Origin of the sequence: Agromyces albus (assembly GCF_030815405.1) — a bacterium.
Taxonomy (GTDB): domain Bacteria; phylum Actinomycetota; class Actinomycetes; order Actinomycetales; family Microbacteriaceae; genus Agromyces; species Agromyces albus_A.
In genome coordinates this window covers 1,212,444-1,229,811 of sequence record NZ_JAUSWX010000001.1, presented here as the reverse complement: position 1 = coordinate 1,229,811, position 17,368 = coordinate 1,212,444, and the positions used below count along the sequence as shown (strand labels likewise).

The 17,368-nt window shown below is 68.3% G+C and carries 13 protein-coding genes and 1 pseudogene; 11 read left to right on the top strand and 3 right to left on the bottom strand.

The window, feature by feature from the left end:
• The first annotated feature begins 1 nt into the window (after window position 1).
• Window positions 2–883 carry a fumarylacetoacetate hydrolase family protein gene (locus QFZ29_RS05670; protein ID WP_306893245.1) on the top strand — a complete coding sequence of 294 codons (882 nt, stop codon included), beginning with the start codon at window positions 2–4 and terminating at the stop codon, window positions 881–883.
• A gap of 39 nt (window positions 884–922) precedes the next feature.
• Here QFZ29_RS05670 and QFZ29_RS05665 read toward each other — a convergent pair whose 3' ends face one another.
• Window positions 923–2,386, bottom strand: coding sequence for an aspartate ammonia-lyase (locus tag QFZ29_RS05665; RefSeq protein WP_306893244.1), 1,464 nt, complete (start codon window positions 2,384–2,386; stop codon window positions 923–925).
• Window positions 2,387–2,736: 350 nt separating this feature from the next.
• On the opposite strand from QFZ29_RS05665, the gene QFZ29_RS05660 reads away from it, so the two are divergent.
• From QFZ29_RS05660 to QFZ29_RS05645, 4 genes are all read left to right on the top strand, one after another.
• On the top strand, window positions 2,737–3,858 hold the full coding sequence (locus QFZ29_RS05660; protein WP_306893243.1) for a DUF4185 domain-containing protein: 1,122 nt from the start codon (window positions 2,737–2,739) through the stop codon (window positions 3,856–3,858).
• 44 nt (window positions 3,859–3,902) lie between these two features.
• The gene (locus tag QFZ29_RS05655) at window positions 3,903–5,240 is read left to right on the top strand and encodes an extracellular solute-binding protein (protein WP_306893242.1); all 1,338 of its coding nucleotides are present in this window, start codon (window positions 3,903–3,905) and stop codon (window positions 5,238–5,240) included.
• 72 nt (window positions 5,241–5,312) lie between these two features.
• A complete protein-coding gene (locus tag QFZ29_RS05650) occupies window positions 5,313–6,278 on the top strand; it encodes a carbohydrate ABC transporter permease (RefSeq protein WP_306893241.1) in 966 nt (321 codons plus the stop codon).
• Between the two features lie 9 nt (window positions 6,279–6,287).
• Window positions 6,288–7,109, top strand: coding sequence for a carbohydrate ABC transporter permease (locus tag QFZ29_RS05645; protein ID WP_306893240.1), 822 nt, complete (start codon window positions 6,288–6,290; stop codon window positions 7,107–7,109).
• A gap of 57 nt (window positions 7,110–7,166) precedes the next feature.
• Here QFZ29_RS05645 and QFZ29_RS05640 read toward each other — a convergent pair whose 3' ends face one another.
• Complete coding sequence (locus QFZ29_RS05640) at window positions 7,167–8,285, bottom strand: glycoside hydrolase family 172 protein (RefSeq protein WP_306893239.1); 1,119 nt, start codon at window positions 8,283–8,285, stop codon at window positions 7,167–7,169.
• A 150-nt stretch (window positions 8,286–8,435) separates the two neighbouring features.
• Between QFZ29_RS05640 and QFZ29_RS05635 the strand changes: the two genes are divergently transcribed.
• Together QFZ29_RS05635 and QFZ29_RS05630 are read left to right on the top strand one after the other, a co-directional pair.
• A complete protein-coding gene (locus QFZ29_RS05635; RefSeq protein WP_306893238.1) occupies window positions 8,436–9,434 on the top strand; it encodes a LacI family DNA-binding transcriptional regulator in 999 nt (332 codons plus the stop codon).
• Between the two features lie 173 nt (window positions 9,435–9,607).
• Window positions 9,608–11,245, top strand: a complete 1,638-nt coding sequence (locus QFZ29_RS05630) for a fucose isomerase (RefSeq protein ID WP_306893237.1) — start codon at window positions 9,608–9,610, stop codon at window positions 11,243–11,245.
• Between the two features lie 51 nt (window positions 11,246–11,296).
• On the opposite strand, the gene QFZ29_RS05625 is transcribed toward QFZ29_RS05630, so the two are convergent.
• Window positions 11,297–12,862, bottom strand: coding sequence for an amino acid permease (locus QFZ29_RS05625; protein ID WP_306893236.1), 1,566 nt, complete (start codon window positions 12,860–12,862; stop codon window positions 11,297–11,299).
• A 221-nt stretch (window positions 12,863–13,083) separates the two neighbouring features.
• On the opposite strand from QFZ29_RS05625, the gene QFZ29_RS05620 reads away from it, so the two are divergent.
• The 4 genes and pseudogenes from QFZ29_RS05620 (at window position 13,084) to QFZ29_RS05605 (ending at window position 17,361) form a co-directional block, all read left to right on the top strand.
• Window positions 13,084–14,451, top strand: coding sequence for a glutamine synthetase family protein (locus QFZ29_RS05620; RefSeq protein WP_306893235.1), 1,368 nt, complete (start codon window positions 13,084–13,086; stop codon window positions 14,449–14,451).
• 22 nt (window positions 14,452–14,473) lie between these two features.
• Window positions 14,474–15,205, top strand: coding sequence for a gamma-glutamyl-gamma-aminobutyrate hydrolase family protein (locus QFZ29_RS05615; RefSeq protein ID WP_306893234.1), 732 nt, complete (start codon window positions 14,474–14,476; stop codon window positions 15,203–15,205).
• Window positions 15,202–16,573, top strand: a pseudogene (locus QFZ29_RS05610) (aldehyde dehydrogenase family protein). Before QFZ29_RS05615 ends, QFZ29_RS05610 begins: the two are co-directional and overlap by 4 nt.
• Entirely contained in the window at window positions 16,570–17,361 is a 792-nt protein-coding gene (locus QFZ29_RS05605; protein WP_306893233.1) for a 3-oxoacyl-ACP reductase, read from the top strand. The pseudogene QFZ29_RS05610 and the gene QFZ29_RS05605 overlap by 4 nt, the downstream one beginning before the upstream one ends.
• Window positions 17,362–17,368: the final 7 nt, after the last annotated feature.

Here is a 17,368-nt window from a genome sequence, read left to right as displayed (position 1 = left end):
AGTGAGATTCGCACACCTCAGAGTCGAAGGCCAGACGACCCCTCGGCTCGCGGTGGTGGTGAACGACGCGGCACTCTTCCTCGATGAGGTCATGAGCACGCCGCCGCGCGACCTCCAAGACCTCATCGAACGCGGCCACGATGGCCTCGCCGAGGTACGCGAGGTCGTCGACATCGCACTGGCCGCCGACGCCGAAGCCGGCCTCGTGCCCGTCGCCGACCTGCGTCACTCGTCGGCGGTGCTTCGGCCCGCGCAGGTCGTCGCGATCGGAGCGAACTACGCGGCGCATGCCTCGGAACTGAAGCTCCGCTCCGAAACCGCCATGACGATCTTCTCGCTCTGGCCGAACTCGCTCAGCGGCCACGGCGCCACCACCTCCTGGCCCGAAGACCTCACGACCCAGGTCGACTACGAGGCGGAGCTCGGCGTCATCATGGGCAGGCCGGCCCGCAACGTCCACGTGCACGACGCCCTCGACTACGTGTGGGGCTACACCGTCGTGAACGACATCACGGCTCGCGACCTGCAGTTCAGCGAGGCGCAATGGTCGCGGTGCAAGTCGTTCGACGGGTTCACGCCGACGGGGCCCGTCGTCGTGACCGCCGACGAGATCGCCGACCCGCAAGACCTCTGGCTCACCACGAACGTCGACGGCCGGATGCTGCAAGACGCCTCGACGAGCGAGATGGTGCGCAGCGTCGCCGACATCATCGCTTACCTCTCGCGGTCGGCGACCATTCCGCCCGGCACGCTCATCTCCACGGGCAGCCCCGGCGGCGCCGGCTATTCGCGCAACCCGCAGGTCTTCCTCCACGACGGCGCGACGGTCACCGTCTCCATCGGCGGCATCGGTTCACTGACCACCCACTGCCGCGTGGTGTAGCCGGGCGGGTGGCGCGCGATGCCACCACCCGCCGGTCGGCTACTCCGACGGCTCGCCCTGCACGTCCACCACGGGGATCGCCTGCGTGATCGTGTGCATGCCCGAGAGCCGCGACGGCGCGAGCTGCCGTTCGACGTCGGGCCGAGTCATGAGTCCGGATTCGACGACGAGATCGGCGACCGGCCGGCCCGATCGCAGCGCCTCTTTGGCGATCGACGACGCTGCCGAGTAGCCGATGAACGGGATGAGTGCGGTGATGACGCCCACGCTCGAGGCCACCATCGCGTCGAGGCGCTCGACGTTCGCCGTGATGCCGTCGACGCAATTGACGCGAAGCGTCCAGCAGGCCTGGCGCATCCAGGTGATCGACTGCAGCAGGGAGTGCGCGATGACAGGCTCGAACGCATTGAGCTGCAGCTGGCCGCTCTCGGCCGCCATGGTGACCGTGACATCCGCCCCCGCGACGGCGTAGGCGACCTGGCTGACCGCCTCGGGGATGACCGGGTTCACCTTTCCCGGCATGATGCTCGACCCCGCCTGCTTCGGAGGAAGGTTGATCTCGCCGAAGCCTGCCTGCGGGCCCGACGAGAGCAGTCGCAGATCGTTGCAGATCTTCGAGAGCTTGATCGCACTGCGCTTGAGCGCGCTCGAGAACGTCATGAACACGCCGGTGTCACTGGTCGCCTCGATGAGGTCGGGCGCGGGCTCGAGGTGGAGCCCGGTGATCGCGCGGAGATGGCGAACGACCGCTTCGGCATAGCCCGGGTCGGCGGTGATGCCGGTGCCGATGGCGGTCGCGCCGAGGTTCACCTCCAGCAGCAGCTTGATCGTCTCGCGGAGACGCTCGATGTCCTCGCCGAGCGTCGTCGCGAACCCATGGAACTCCTGGCCGAGCGTCATCGGCACCGCATCCTGCAGCTGCGTGCGGCCGACCTTCAAGATCTCGTGGAACTCGCGGCCCTTGCGCCCGAATGCGATCCGCAGCTTGTCGAGTTCCGTGAGCATCGTCGTGAGCGAGAAGGTCATGGCCAGCTTGACCGCCGTGGGGTACGTGTCGTTCGTGGACTGGCTGCGGTTCACGTCGTCGATGGGGTGCAGGATGTCGTAGCGACCCTTCGGGTATCCCGCGATCTCGAGGGCGAGGTTCACGATGACCTCGTTCGCGTTCATGTTGGTCGACGTGCCGGCGCCGCCCTGGATCACCCCGACCACGAACTGGTCGTGGTGCTCGCCGTCGATGATGCGCTGGCACGCCTCGTCGATCCAGGCGGCCTTCTGCGCGGTGAGCACGCCGACCTCGCGGTTCGCGCGGGCGGCTGCCTGCTTCACCGACGCGAGCGCGACGACGAGCTCGGGATAGACGGAGATCGGCCGCTTCGTGATCGGGAAGTTCTCGAGGGCGCGCATCGTGTGCACGCCCCAGTAGGCATCGGCCGGCACCTCGACGCTCCCGAGCGAATCGGTCTCGGTTCGCGTCGGCACGTCTCGATCGGGAAGGTGCATGCTCGCCTCCATGGCCTCGACGTTCTCCGGGGTGGACGGGTGTGCGGTCGGTGTCGACACAGGGCTCCATTGCCTCTCGTTGCGCTTCATTGCGCTCGGTCACTTCTGACATCGAGCCTATCGCCCGGGCGCACGCGACGTTCGATCGCCGGCCGCAGCCTTCCTGCGCCACGCTCTCGCTCGGCGCACGATTTGTGCCACGGATGACGCGGGCGCTGGGAACGCGTAATCGGTTTCGTGCTCTCCAGCCGCCAAAGCAACGGTCTCGGCACACAATTGCCCACACGCTTGACGAAATCGATTTCATGCCCTTTACTGGTCGCTATTCACTCGCCGACGAGAGGGAGCACGTGCCTGATGTGCGAAAGCGGATGGTTGCGACAGCGGTGCTCATGGCGAGCGCCGCATTCCTCGTCGCCTGCGCGAACGATGTCGGAGCGATGACGGGCGGCGCGGCGGATGCCGAGTTCGTGATCACTGGCGTCGCCGGCGTCGAGCGGATCAGCCAGCTCACCGGCCCCGACTCCGCGAACGACACGGGGAGCGCCATGGTCGCCGGCACCGACCTCGGATCGATGTTCGAGGCCGACGGCCGCACCTGGTTCGTCTTCGGCGACACGTTCGGCGAACGACCCGGCGATGCCTTCGGCGGCACCGGCGGAATCTGGCGTTCGAACGTGCTGGCCCACTCGACCGACGACGATCCGAGCGACGGCATCTCGCTCGACGGGTTCGTCACCGACGACCTCGGCTGGGCGACCGAGGCGTTGCCGTCGAAGAAGGTCGACGGCGACGAGATGACCGTCATCCCGACGTATGGCTTCGAGGCGAACGGCGACCTCTACCTGCACTCGATGTCGGTGCGCCGCTGGGGTGAGCCCGGCGAGTGGGAGACGAATCACGCTGGGCTCGCGCGCTCCGACGACGACGGCACGACCTGGCGGTCGCTCGACGACATGGTGTGGCCCGGTGGCGGAGGATTCCAGCAGGTGAGCGTCGCGCACGTCGGTGACGATCTCTACTTCTGGGGCATCCCAGCCGGGCGGCTCGGCAGCGTGCAACTCATGAAGGTGGCCGAGCGCGAGGTCGAGACGGCGAGCGCCTACCGGTACTTCTCGGGCACCGACGCCGCAGGTCGACCTTTCTGGTCGGATGCCGCGGAAGACGCCGCCACCGTCATCGACCGCGCCACCGGCGAGCTGTCGGTGCAGTGGAACCCGGGCCTCGAGCGGTGGGTGATGACGACGATGATCGACAACTCCGACGCCGCGCTCTACGAGGGCATCACCCCATGGGGCCCATGGAGCGAACCCACGACGCTCATCACGCAATCGGAGCTGCCCGGACTCTACGCGCCCTTCCTCTCCCCCCGGTTCATCTCCGACGACGGCCGCACGATGTACTTCACGCTCTCGCAGTGGGGCCCCTACAACGTCTTCTGGTACAAGCTCGACCTCGCCACAGCCGGCTAGGTCACCCACGAGGCCCGACAGGGTCTCCGTTCAAGGAGGAACACATGCACAAGAGTCGAAAGCGCTGGGCAGCACCGGCCGCCGTGCTCACCGCCGCTGTACTCGCCCTCACCGGGTGCGGTGCGAACAGCGCGCCGGCGACGGAGGACGGCAAGTCCGTCGTCACCTTCTGGCAGCAGAAGTTCGAGGACTACCAGCAGGCCTGGTTCAAGGAGCAGGTCGAGGAGTACAACGCCTCGCAAGACGACGTGGTCGTCAAGCTCCAGGTCGTGCCCGCCGACACGTGGGACCAGAAGCTCAAGGCCGCGCAAGCCGCGGGAAAGCAACCCGACGTACGCACGACGAGCTACGGCAACATCAAGCCGGGCGTCGCGAACGGCCACTTCGCCGAGCTCGGTGAGCTCATGGACGCCGAGGCGTTCGACGACATCCAGCCGAACGTGCAGGACTTCGTCACCTCGGAGGGCGGCTACTACGCCTACCCGCTGCTCGTGGAGCCGTCGACGGTGCTGTTCTACCGCACCGACCTCTTCGAGGCGGCCGGGCTCGACCCGGACACTCCCCCGACCTCGTGGGCCGAGCTCGTCGAGGCGTCGCGCGCGCTCACCAAGGACGGCGTCTACGGCATGAACATCGGCCAGGTCGCGCTCGACCTCGCCTGGTCGAGCTGGGGCCTCCAGTACAACGCCGCCGGCGACCTGCCGATCGCCGAGGACTGGTCGGAGGCGAACGCCACCGACCCCGCCTACCTCGAGCTCGCCGACTTCTACGGCACGCTCTACCAGGAGAAGCTCATGCCGCAGGAGGCGACGTATCCGTACGCGGATTGCTCGTTCTACGGCGAGGGCACGGTCGCGATGAGCGCGTGCGGTTCATGGGCGATCGGACAGCTCTCCGGCAACCCCGACTGGAAGGAGGTGCTCGCGAACACCGCGGTCGCCGCCTTCCCCTCGGCCGACGGCGACCAGACGACGCCCACCTCGACGCTCGGCGGCTGGACCCTCACGGTCGACGCCAAGTCGAAGGCGAAGGAGGGGGCCGCCGACTTCATCTCGTGGCTCGTCGCTGGAGAGCCGGAGCGCATGGTCGACTTCTTCAAGGCGAGCGGGTACTCGAAGTACCCCGCCCGCATCAGCGTGGGCGAGGCGCTTGCCGCCGACCCCGAGGCATCCGGCAACCCGTTCCTGACCGTCGTCTCGGAGACGATCCTCCCGTATGCCAAGGCGGAGCCCGCCTACCCGTGGGACATCAGCGTCGCCTTCGGCACCGCGCTCGAGAAGGCCATGAAGGGCGGTGATGCGGCCGCCGCGTTCGAGGAGGCGCAGGTCGCCATCGACGGCGTGATCGAGAAGCAGAAGCTCGCCGGCACCAACCCCCAGTAGTCCTCGCAGTCCGGCCGGCGGCATCCGTTCACGAGACGGATGCCGCCGCCCCGGCCCGAACGGAGCACCGATATGACCTCCCTGCAGACCCTTCGCGACACCGTCGTGACCGCCGAGGCGAGCGCCGTCGTCAACCTGACGCGGCGCCGACGCGGTTCCCACCTCCGTGACAACCGCACCGCCTACCTGATGCTCGCGCCGATGGTGGTGCTGCTCGCCATCTTCGTCTTCTGGCCGCTCGTGTACTCGATCTACCTCAGCGCCTTCGAGGTCAGCTTCTACGAGGAGCCGGTGTTCGTCGGCATGCAGTTCTACCAGTACGTGCTCGAGAGCCCGGGGTTCTGGAACGCGATCGGCGTCGGCCTCCGGTTCGCGCTCATCGTCGTTCCACTGCAGATGATCTTCGGCTTCGTCATCGCGAGCGTCATCAAGGGCCTCGGCCGGCGGCTCGCCGGATTCATGAAGACGACCGTGTACGTGCCGACCGTGGTGTCGGCGGTCATCGCATCGATCGTCTTCGTCTTCATGTACCGCGCCGACGGCGGCCTCATCAACTGGCTGCTCAGCCTCGTCGGCACGGGGCCGTTCGCCTTCATCTCGGATCCGCTCCTCGCCCTGCCCGCGATCGCGGTGCCGGCGATCTGGCTCGTCACGGGTATCACGGCACTCATCATGCTCGCCGGCATGCTCGACATCCCCGAGAGCTACTACGAGGCGGCAGAACTCGAAGGTGCTCGATTCCTCCAGAAGACCTTCTACATCACGATCCCGCTCATGAAGAACGTGCTGCTCTTCCTGCTCGTCACGGGATTCGTCGGCGCGCTCCAGCAGTTCGAGCTGCCGCTCGTCATGACCCAGGGCGGCCCCGTGAACGCGACGATGACGCCGAACCTCTTCATCTTCAACCAGTTCAAAGACCCGACCCCGTACGCAACGAGCTTCTCGATCACCGCCGCGCTCCTGCTGTTCGTCGTGCTCGGCACGATCAGCGCGCTCATCTTCCGGCTCGTGAAGTCCGACAAGGCGATCGACGGATAAGGAACCGCCATGACCTCCACTCCCCTCTTCCGCGCCGCGCGGCTCGCGCTCGTCGCGCTCATCGCGATCTCCGCCCTCCTCCCGCTGGCCTGGATGCTCATCGCCGGCTTCAAGGGCAAGAACGAGGTGCTCCGCTCGCCCTTCCAGTTCTTCCCCGAGATCTGGATCGTCGACAACTACGCGAGCATCCTGCAGGACCCGCAGTTCCTGATGGCGATGGGCGTCACGTTCCTCGGCGCCGTCATCTTCACAGTGCTGAGCCTCACCGTGAACTCGTTCGCGGCCTACGCGTTCGCGCGCCTCGACTTCCGTGGCAAGCGCTTCTGGTGGCTGTACTGCATCACGCCGATGTTCATCCCGGCGATGGCGATCCTGCTCACGTCGTTCGTCGTGGTCTCGAACCTCGGCATGCTGAACACGCTCGCCGTGCTCATCATCCCCGGAGTCGCCGCGGCCGCCCAGATGTTCTTCATCCGGCAGTTCTACCTGAACATGCCCGTCGCGATCGAGGAGGCCGCGCTCATCGACGGTGCGAGCCGCTGGAAGATCTTCACGACGATCTTCCTGCCGCAGTCGCAGGGGCCGTTCGTGGTCGTCGGCGTCGCGTCGTACCTCGCGTACTGGAACGCCTATGTCTGGCCGATCCTCACGATCCAGGACCCGAACCTGTTCCAGATCATGCAGTACCTCGGCAACTTCCGCTCCGACCGAGGCAACGAGTGGGGACTGCTCATGGCCGGCTCGACCCTCGCCGCACTGCCGACGATCGCGCTCCTGCTCGTGTTCCAGCGCTACATCGTGAACGGCGTGCGCCTCGCTGGCATGAAGTAGGAGTGGTAATGCGGATGCCCCGGGGCGGGCGCCCCGGGGCATCCGTCGTCGTCGTGCTCAGCCCTGCGGGGCCCGCGGCGGCTCGGAGCCGAGGTCGGGAACGGGCGCGCTGCCGAGGTGGATCTCCATCGCATCGGCGTCGGGCGCGGGCGGACGGTTCGCGACCGGCCGGTCGAGGTAGAAGACGGCGGTCGAGGCGATGTCGTCCTGGAGGGGCAGGTAGCGCCAGCCGCTGCGCCAGCCGAGCGCCTGCACATCGACCTTCGACATCCGCTCGTGGAAGACGATGGGGTCGGGCAGGTGCCAGCGGTACATCCCGAAGCGCTGCTGGCTCACGTAGAGTCCGTCGGGTCTGATCACCTGCGGCATGCCGAGGTAGGGCGTGGTGAATTCGGTGTACCCGCGGCCCGGTACGTCGAAGTTCCAGGCGCCGCCGAAGTAGTCCTCAGTGCCGGTGCCGCAGATGGTCGGGTACTCTTCGTCGGCGTCGAGGTAGAACTTGAGCTCGCCCTCGCCCCACCAGCCGTTGCTGTTCACACCCCAGGCGAGATAGGTGCCGACGTAGTGGCCGCGCCCTTCGATGCCCTCGAGGATCGTGTGGGTCGCCGCGTGCGCGAGCACGTTGCTGCGGCGCCACTGCGCGTGGAAGTAGCCATCGTCGGCGACGTCGCCGCCCTGCTCGTACGTCACCTGGTAGTACACGACGACGTCGACGACCGAGGTGTTCTCGATCGTGAGTCGTGCGCCGGTGCGAAACGGCATCGGCCAGTAGGAGTTGAAGCCGCCGAAGGGGTTGGCGGCGATCACCTGCGAGGAGACCTGCGCGAACTCGCCCCAGCCATGGCAGAAGAAGTCGCCATAGGGCACTTCGACGGCCGGTTCCTCTGCGCCGTCCCAGTAGGCCCGCAGCACGAGCGTGCGCCAGTTGTCCTTGTGGGTGGTGATCCAGATGTGCGTGATCCTGCCGGCGCCCCCGATGCGCGCGAGGTCGAAGGTCTGGCCCGCCTTCACGACGACACTCGGCGAGACCTTCCAGCCGACGCCGAGGTCGCGCGAGGCAGCGGCGCCGGTTCCGTCGACGGCGCGGCCGCCACCGCCGATCGCGCCGTCGAAGTTCTCAGGGCTGATCGAGCGGGTCTGCGCCCGGCGGAGGCCGGCGATGTTGGAGTGGTGCACAGTGGGTCTCTCTCCGCGCAGCGGAGGGAGGAGCTTTCGACGACACCGTCCTGCTGCACTGTTGGAATCGATTTCAGGCAAGTAGTGTTCACTGTAGGGATCGCGTCCGAGACTGTCAACAGACCGGCGTCCCGTTCGATTGGAGGAGTTGTGGCCACCATCTACGAGGTCGCAAAGCTCGCCGGCGTTTCGCCCGCGACGGTCTCGCGCGTCTTCAACAGCAACAACGTGTCGGAGGAGAAGGCCGTCCTCGTGCGCGCGGCCGCGGCCCAGCTCGCCTACACGCCGAACCGCACGGCGCGCACCCTCCGGCGTCGGCACAGCGAGATCATCGCACTCATCATCCCCGACATCGAGAACCCGTTCTTCACCTCGCTCGCCCGGGGCGTCGAGGATGCCGCCCGCTCAGCCGGGTTCTCCGTCGTGCTCTGCAACTCCGACGAGGACGTCGCGAAGGAAGCGCAGTACATCGACATCGCGGTGCTCGAGAATATGGCCGGCATCATCATCGCGGCGGCGAGCGACGACAGCGACCTGCATCCGCTGCTCTCCCGGTCCCGACCCGTCGTCGCCGTCGACCGCGGCCCGCACGGACTCGACATCGATGCGGTCATGGTCGACAACCGTGCCGGCGGCATGGCCGCCACGAGCGCCCTCGTCACGCACGGCTTCAAGCGGATCGGCTGCATCACAGGCCCGAGTGACGTCGAGACGGCGCAGCACCGAGCCGACGGATGGCGCGACGCCGTGCGCTCGGCCGGCCTCACGCCCGACGAGGCGCTCCTCGAGCACGCGAACTACCGCGTCGACGGCGGGCGCGCGGCGATGCAGCGACTCCTGGCGCTGCCCGAGCCGCCCGACGCCGTCTTCGTTGCGAACAACCTCATGAGCGTTGGCGCCCTCCAGGTGCTCTACGGCGCCGGGAGCTCGCCCGAGACGTTCGGCTTCGCCGCGTTCGGCGACCTTCCGTTCGCCGCCCTCGCTCCCGCGGGCATGACCGTCGTGCACGTGCCCGCGCGCGCCATGGGCAGAACCGCCGCAACGATGCTGCTCGACCGCATCAACGGCGACGACCGGCCGCCGCGCACGGTCGTGCTGCGCAACGAGGTGTCGACCAATCCCGAGAACGCCCTCGCGCACGTGCGGTGACGCCGCGCACGCGGAACGCGATCAGGCAACCTGCTTGCGCGTGAAATCGATTTCTGCAACGCTGTCCTCTATCCGGATCGAGGAGGATCGCGAATGGCCGTACGGGCAGTGCTGGGAGTCGACATCGCCAGATGGACCCATGAACACGACCGAGAACGAGTAGGAAGAGAACCATGATGCAGTACACCCTTCCGGCCAGGCGCCATCCGCGCACCGCCGCGCCCGGCACCGTCTACACCGTGGCATCCGGCGACCTCAGGCTGAGTGCCAACACGAAGTGCTGGCCGACGCAGGAGCACCTCGAAGCCGACTTCGCCGCGGCGGTCGAACGACTCGGCTGGTCGGTCGAACGCGGTCACGGCGTCGACGAGCTCACCGGGCACGGCTTCATCGACAGCCAGCGCGCCGGCATCGAGGTCTTCAAGACACTCCCGCCCGAAGCGCCGCTCGTCGTCGTCGAAGCGGTCTGGCAGTACAGCCACCACGTGCTCGCGGGCCTTCGCACGCACCGCGGCCCGATCCTCGTCGTCGCGAACTGGGCGGGCGACTTCCCAGGCCTCGTCGGGCTCCTGAACCTCACCGCGAGCCTCACGAAGGCAGGGGTCGAGCACTCCGCGCTCTGGAGCACGGACTTCACCGACGACTGGGCGGTCGACAAGCTCGGCGAATGGCTCGAGACCGGGCGCATCGAGCACGACCTGAGCCACGTGCGCGATCTCCCCGCGCTCGACGACGCCGCACCCGAGGTCGCGCTCGGCCGTGCACTCGCCGACGAGCTCCGCGTCGAGAAGGCCATCATCGGCGTCTTCGACGAGGGCTGCATGGGCATGTACAACGCGATCATCGACGACGAGCTGCTGAATCCGCTCGGCATCTACAAGGAGCGCCTCTCGCAGAGCGCGCTCCTCGCCGAGATGGCGCGCGTGAGCGACGCCGAGGCCGACGAGGTGATGGCCTGGCTCGAGAACGCAGGGCTCACGTTCCATTTCGGCACGGATGACGCGACCGAGCTCACTCGCGCCCAGGTGCAGAGCCAGCTGAAGATGTACATCGCCGCCGTGCGCATCTCCGACGACTTCGGTCTCGACGCCGTCGGGATCCAGTACCAGCAGGGCCTGAAGGACATGGTTCCGGCATCCGACCTCGCCGAGGGCCTGCTCAACAACGTCGAGCGGCCGCCCGTGCGCTCGCGCGGCGGCGAGCGGGAGCTCTACCCCGGCGCCGCACTCCCCCACTTCAACGAGGTCGACGAGGGCGTCGCCGTCGACGCACTCATCACGAACCGCATCTGGAACGCCATGGGCTTCGACCCCGCCACGACCCTGCACGACGTGCGCTGGGGCGAGGAGTACGACGGCGAGTTCGTCTGGGTGTTCGAGATCTCGGGATCGGTGCCCGCGAGCCACAACGGCGGCTACGACAAGTCGTACAGCATGCGCCAGCCGCCGATGTTCTTCCCGCTCGGCGGCGGCACCCTCTCGGGCGTCTCGAAGCCCGGCGAGATCGTCTGGTCGCGCGTCTTCCTGATGGACGGCCGCCTGCACGTCGACCTCGGCCGCGGCTCGGTGCGAGAGCTGCCCGAGGCCGAGACGCAGCGACGCCTCGACGCGACCGACCCGCAGTGGCCGATCATGCACGCGGTGCTGCACGGCGTGAGCCGCGACCAGTTGATGGCCAGGCACAAGGCGAATCACGTGCAAGTGGCGTATGCGCCGGATGCCGCAGCCGCCGATCGCGCGCTCCTCGCCAAGGCGGCACTCTTCGCCGAACTCGGGCTCGACGTGCACCTCTGCGGCGCCGTCGCGCTCTGACGCAGAGCGGGAGGCGGGGCGCCACTGCGCCCCGCCTCCCGCTCGAGTGACTCAGACCCGGTCGGGCTCGTCGATCACGTCGGGCTCGTCGACGCCGTCGGAGGCGAGCAGCTCGCTCTCGACCGCTCCGCCGTAGCCCTCGGCCTGCGGGTCGCCGTGCAGGCCGCCCGACACCGCGTACTCCTCTTCGGGCGAGAGGATGAGGCGGTGTCGGCCCCAGAGCGCGAAGATCGCGAGCATCACGACGTACACCACGAGGATCGCGATGATCGCCGGGAGGAACGCCGGATTGATGAGGGTGCCCACGAAGATGAGCGCGGCGATCACTCCCGCGACCACGGCACCCGGCACGCCCCACGGACTGAGGAACGGGCGCTTCGCGTTCGGGAACCTGCGCCGCAGGATGACGAAGGCGACCATCTGCATGAGGTACGCGAGCACCGCGCCCCAGACCGCGATGTTCAGCACGATCGCACCGGCCACTCCCGTCGACCCACCGGCGGCGTCGACGATGACGAGTGCCACGAACCCGATGATGCCGCCCGCGACGAGCGCGACCCACGGCGTCTGCCGCGTGCCGGTCAGCGAGAGGAACTTCGGGTAGTAGCCCGCCCGCGAGAGCGAGTACATGTTGCGTCCGTAGGCGAACATGATGCCCTGCAGCGATGCCAGCAGCCCGATGAGGGCGAAGAGCGCCAGGACCGCCGCCGCGCCGTCGCCCACGATCGCGCGGAAGCCGTCGAGCAGCGGTTCGCCGGCGACACCGGTCGCCTCGGCGCCGACGACGCCCGTGTTGAGGAACAGCACGAGCAGGCCCGTCACGATGAGCGTGCCGCGGGCCCAGAGACCGGCGCGCGGGATGTCGCGCACCGGGTCGTGCGACTCCTCGGCCGCGAGCGGCAGTTCCTCGATGCCGAGGAAGAACCACATCGCGAACGGCAGGGCGAAGAGGATCGGGAACACGCCGTGCGGCAGGAATGCGGTCTGGCCGGCGTCGGGGGCGATGTCGAAGAGGTTGTCCCACGAGAACAGGCCCGACGTGGCCGCCATGACCGAGAACACGAGGAGGATCCCGATCGAGATGATCGACACGACGATAGCGAACTTGAATGAGATGCTCGCCCCGGCGGTGTTGAGCCCGATGAACAGGAGGTAGAGGATGACCCACCACACCCACGCGGGCATCGAGAACCCGAGCAGCTCGGAGGTGATGCTGTCGGCGTAGGCGGCCGAGAAGTAGACGATGACGGCCGTCGTGGCCACGTACTCGATCGTCTCGGCGAGTCCCGTCACGAATCCGCCCCATGGGCCCATCGCAGCGCGCGAGAACGAGTAGGCGCCGCCCGTGTGCGGCATCGCCGACGCCATCTCACCGATGGAGAAGATGAGGCCGTAGTACATGACGACGAGGATCGCGAAGGCGATCAGCATGCCACCGAAGCCCGCGAAGTCGATGCCGAAGTTCCAGCCCGAGAAGTCGCCGGAGATGACCGCGGCGACCGCGAGGCCCCAGAGGCCCCAGACGCCCGCAGTACGGGTGAGCTTGCGTTTGTCGAAGTATCCGGACTCGGCGGTCGAGTACTTCACTCCCGAGACGTTCAGGGTGTCCTTGGCCATGACGGCTCCCTCGTGCTCATCGCGCAGCCGTGGGGGCGGCGCGGGTGCGATGCGTTGGGCCCGACTATAGGGTGCGCAATGGTCGCTCGTACAGACCTTTCTCGAGGCGTATCCGACGACCTCTCGTCGAAACGGGCAGGCACGCGCCTATCCAGCCCGTGCCGCCTGTGATGTAATGGTCGGCGTTACCGACCTTTCGACCACGTTCTGAGGAGTTGCGGATGACGGCACCGACCGGGTACCTCTCGCTCGACCAATTGCGCAGCGCCATCGCCGAGGGCGAGGTCGACACGGTCATCGTGGCCTTCACCGACATGCAGGGCCGACTGATCGGCAAGCGCGTTTCGGCGAGGCTCTTCCTCGAGGACGCCGCAGCGCACGGCGTCGAGGCCTGCAACTACCTGCTCGCCGTCGACGTCGAGATGAACACGGTCGACGGGTACGCGATGTCGAGCTGGGAGCGCGGCTACGGCGACATGGCCCTCATCCCCGACTTCACGACGCTGCGCGCGGCCCCGTGGCTCGAGGCGACCGCCCTCGTCACGGCCGACCTGCTCTGGCTCGACGGCACGCCCGTCGAACCCTCGCCACGGCGCATCCTGCAGCGCCAGCTCGAGCGGCTCGCCGAACGCGGCCTCACCGCGTTCGTGGGCACCGAGCTCGAGTTCATCGTCTTCGACGACTCGTTCCGCGACGCCTGGCGCAAGGGCTACCAGGGCCTCACGCCAGCGAGCGACTACAACATCGACTACGCGCTGCTCGCGTCGACGCGAATGGAGCCCCTGCTGCGCGACATCCGCAACTCCATGGACGGCGCCGGCATGTACTGCGAGGGCGTGAAGGGCGAGTGCAACCTCGGCCAGCAGGAGATCGCGTTCCGCTACACCGATGCGCTCGGCACGTGCGACAACCACTCGATCTACAAGAACGGCGCGAAGGAGATCGCCGACAAGCACGGCAAGTCGCTCACTTTCATGGCGAAGTTCAACGAGCGCGAGGGCAACAGCTGCCACATCCACATCTCCTTGCGCGGCGAGAACGGCGAGGCGGTCTTCAGCGACCCGGATGCCCCGCACGGCATGTCGAAGCTCTTCACCCACTTCCTCGCCGGCCAGCTCGCGGCGATGCGCGAGCTCACGCTCTTCTCGGCGCCGAACATCAACTCCTACAAGCGTTTCGTCGCGGGCAGCTTCGCACCGACCGCGATCGCGTGGGGACTCGACAACCGCACGTGCGCGCTCCGCGTCGTGGGGCACGGGCTCGGCATGCGCGTCGAGAACCGAGTTCCGGGCGGCGACGTCAACCAGTACCTCGCGGTCGCCGCGCTCATCGCCGCGGGCCTGCACGGCATCGACCAGGAGCTCGAGCTCGACGAGCTCTTCGCCGGCAACGCCTACGAGAGCGACATCGCGCGGGTTCCAGCCACGCTCCGGGAGTCGGCAGAGCTGTTCGCCGGCTCCGCGATCGCTATGGAGGCCTTCGGTCACGAGGTCGTCGAGCACTACCTCAACAACGCGCGCATCGAGCTCGCCGCCTATGACGCGGCCGTCACGGATTGGGAGCGGGTGCGTGGCTTCGAACGGCTCTGAGCCAACCTCGCCGCTCATCGGCGTGACCACCTACCTCGAGCAGTCGCAGACCGGCGTCTGGAACGTGCGCGCCTCGTTCCTGCCGAAGGTCTACATCGACGCCGTCACCGATGCCGGCGGCGTCGCGGTGCTGCTGCCGCCCCAGCCGGTCTCGCCTGACATCGCGCGCGCGGTGCTCGGCGCGCTCGACGGCCTCATCGTCTCGGGCGGGGCCGACGTCGACCCGTCGCGTTACGGGCAGTCGCCGCACGAGCGCACCGGCGCCCCGCGCACCGATCGCGACGACTGGGAGGACGCACTGCTCACGGCCGCCGTCGAGCTCGAACTGCCGTTCCTCGGCATCTGCCGCGGCGTGCAGCTGATGAACGTCGCACTCGGCGGCACGCTCGTGCAGCACCTGCCCGATGTCCTCGGCACCGAGGCGTACCAGCCCGCGCCCGCGGTGTTCGGCGAGCAGGAGGTCTCGATCGAGCCGGGTTCCCGGCTCGGCGCGCTGCTCGGCCAGGGCGACGCGCCGCTGCCCGTGCACGTGTACCACCACCAGGCCCTCGACCAGGTCGCCCCGGGTCTCACGGTGACGGCGCGCACCGCCGACGGCGTCGTCGAGGCTGTCGAGCTCGACTCGGTGCCGTTCGGCATCGGGGTGCAGTGGCATCCCGAGGAGAACGCCGCCGATCGACGGCTCTTCGCGGGCCTCGTCGACGCCGCGCGCACGCACCGAGAGACCCGAGCACACCCGAGGAGCCAATCGTGACCCATACGATCGTGAACCCAGCCGACGAGACCGTCGTCACCACGGTCGCCTCCGCGACGATCGAGGAGACGGATGCCGCGATCGCCCGCGCCGCGCAGGCGCAACGCGCCTGGGCGCTCGTCGCTCCGGCCGACCGTGCGCGACTGCTCCGGCGCTTCGCCGACGCGGTCGACGACGCGGTCGAGGAGCTCGCGCGCATCGAGGTGCGCAACTCGGGCCATCCGGTCGGCCAGGCCCGCTGGGAGGCGGGGCACGTGCGCGACGTGCTCGAGTACTACTCCGCCGCGCCCGAGCGGCTCTTCGGCCGGCAGATCCCGGTCGCCGGCGGCCTCGACGTCACGTTCCAGGAGCCGCTCGGCGTCGTCGGCGTGATCACGCCGTGGAACTTCCCGATGACGATCGCGGCGTGGGGCTTCGCTCCGGCACTCGCGGCGGGCAACGCCGTCGTGCTGAAGCCCGCGGAGTGGACCCCGCTCACGAGCCTACGGCTCGCCGAGCTCGGGCTCGAGGCCGGCCTCCCCGACGGGCTCTTCCAGGTCATGGCGGGCAAGGGATCGGTGGTCGGCGAGCGCCTCGTCACGAACGAGACGGTGCGCAAGATCGTCTTCACGGGCTCGACCGAGGTCGGCAAGCACATCATGGCCGGGTGCGCCGCCCAGGTGAAGCGGGTCACCCTCGAACTCGGCGGCAAGAGCGCGAACATCGTCTTCGCCGACGCCGACCTCGAGCGCGCGGCGGCCACGGCGCCCTACGGCGTGTTCGAGAACGCCGGGCAGGACTGCTGCGCCCGCAGCCGCATCCTCGTCGAGCGCAACGTCTACGAGCGGTTCATGGAGCTGCTCGAGCCCGCCGTCGCCGGTGTCGCCGTCGGCGATCCCGCCGACGAGCGCACCGAGATGGGGCCCCTCGTCGCCGGCGCGCATCTCGACCAGGTGCGCTCGTTCGTGCCCGACGACGCCGATGTCGCGTTCCGCGGCAGCGCGCCCTCCGGTCCCGGCTATTGGTTCCCGCCGACGGTGCTCACCCCCGCTCGCGACTCACGCGCGGCCCGCGAGGAGATCTTCGGACCCGTCGTCTCGGTGTTCCCGTTCGATGACGAGGCCGACCGCCGTGGCATTCGCGAACGCGGGCGACTACGGCCTCTCGGGCTCGATCTGGACGAGGGACCTCAGCCGCGGCATCCGCGTGGCCCGAGGTGTGGAGTCGGGCAACCTCTCGGTGAACTCGCACTCCTCGGTGCGCTACTCGACGCCGTTCGGCGGCTTCAAGCAATCCGGCCTGGGCCGTGAGCTCGGGCCCGACGCCCCGCTCGCCTTCACCGAGACCAAGAACGTCTTCATCGCCGTCGACCCCCTAGGAGCACCATGACCGCCATCCCGCGCATCGATCTCACCCAGCGGCTCGCCGGCCGTGTCGCCGTCATCACCGGCGGTGCGTCGGGCATCGGCCTCGCGACCGCGAAGCGGCTCGCCGCCGAGGGTGCCACGGTGGTCATCGGCGATATGGATGCCACGGCGGGCCCCGCTGCCGCCGAGCTCGTGGGCGGTCTCTTCGTGCAGGTCGACGTGACCGACGAGGCGCAGGTGAACACGCTCTTCGACCGCGCCGCCGAGACATACGGCTCGGTCGACATCGCGTTCAACAACGCCGGGATCTCGCCGCCCGACGACGACTCGATCGAGACGACCGAGCTGCCGGCGTGGCAGAAGGTGCAGGACGTCAACCTGAAGTCGGTCTACCTCTGCTCACGTGCCGCCCTGCGGCACATGGTCGCGCAGGGACGCGGATCGATCATCAACACGGCGTCGTTCGTCGCGGTGCTCGGCTCCGCCACGTCGCAGATCTCGTACACGGCGTCGAAGGGCGGCGTGCTCGCGATGAGCCGCGAGCTCGGCGTGCAGTTCGCGCGTCAGGGCATTCGCGTGAACGCCCTGTGCCCCGGCCCAGTGAACACGCCGCTGCTGCAGGAGCTCTTCGCGAGCGATCCCGAACGCGCGCAGCGCCGGCTCGTGCACGTGCCGGTCGGCCGCTTCGCCGAGCCCGAGGAGCTCGCGGCGGCGGTCGCGTTCCTCGCGAGCGACGACGCCTCGTTCATCACCGGATCGACCTTCCTGGTCGACGGCGGCATCAGCTCGGCGTACGTCACTCCGCTCTAGGCTCGAG

Coding starts and splice junctions, on each gene's coding strand:
- QFZ29_RS05650 (WP_306893241.1), top strand. CDS start 5,313: ATGACCTCCCTGCAGACCCTTCGCGACACCGTCGTGACCGCCGAGGCG.
- QFZ29_RS05625 (WP_306893236.1), bottom strand. CDS start 12,862: ATGGCCAAGGACACCCTGAACGTCTCGGGAGTGAAGTACTCGACCGCC.
- QFZ29_RS05620 (WP_306893235.1), top strand. CDS start 13,084: ATGACGGCACCGACCGGGTACCTCTCGCTCGACCAATTGCGCAGCGCC.
- QFZ29_RS05605 (WP_306893233.1), top strand. CDS start 16,570: ATGACCGCCATCCCGCGCATCGATCTCACCCAGCGGCTCGCCGGCCGT.
- QFZ29_RS05630 (WP_306893237.1), top strand. CDS start 9,608: ATGATGCAGTACACCCTTCCGGCCAGGCGCCATCCGCGCACCGCCGCG.
- QFZ29_RS05665 (WP_306893244.1), bottom strand. CDS start 2,386: ATGCACCTTCCCGATCGAGACGTGCCGACGCGAACCGAGACCGATTCG.
- QFZ29_RS05655 (WP_306893242.1), top strand. CDS start 3,903: ATGCACAAGAGTCGAAAGCGCTGGGCAGCACCGGCCGCCGTGCTCACC.
- QFZ29_RS05645 (WP_306893240.1), top strand. CDS start 6,288: ATGACCTCCACTCCCCTCTTCCGCGCCGCGCGGCTCGCGCTCGTCGCG.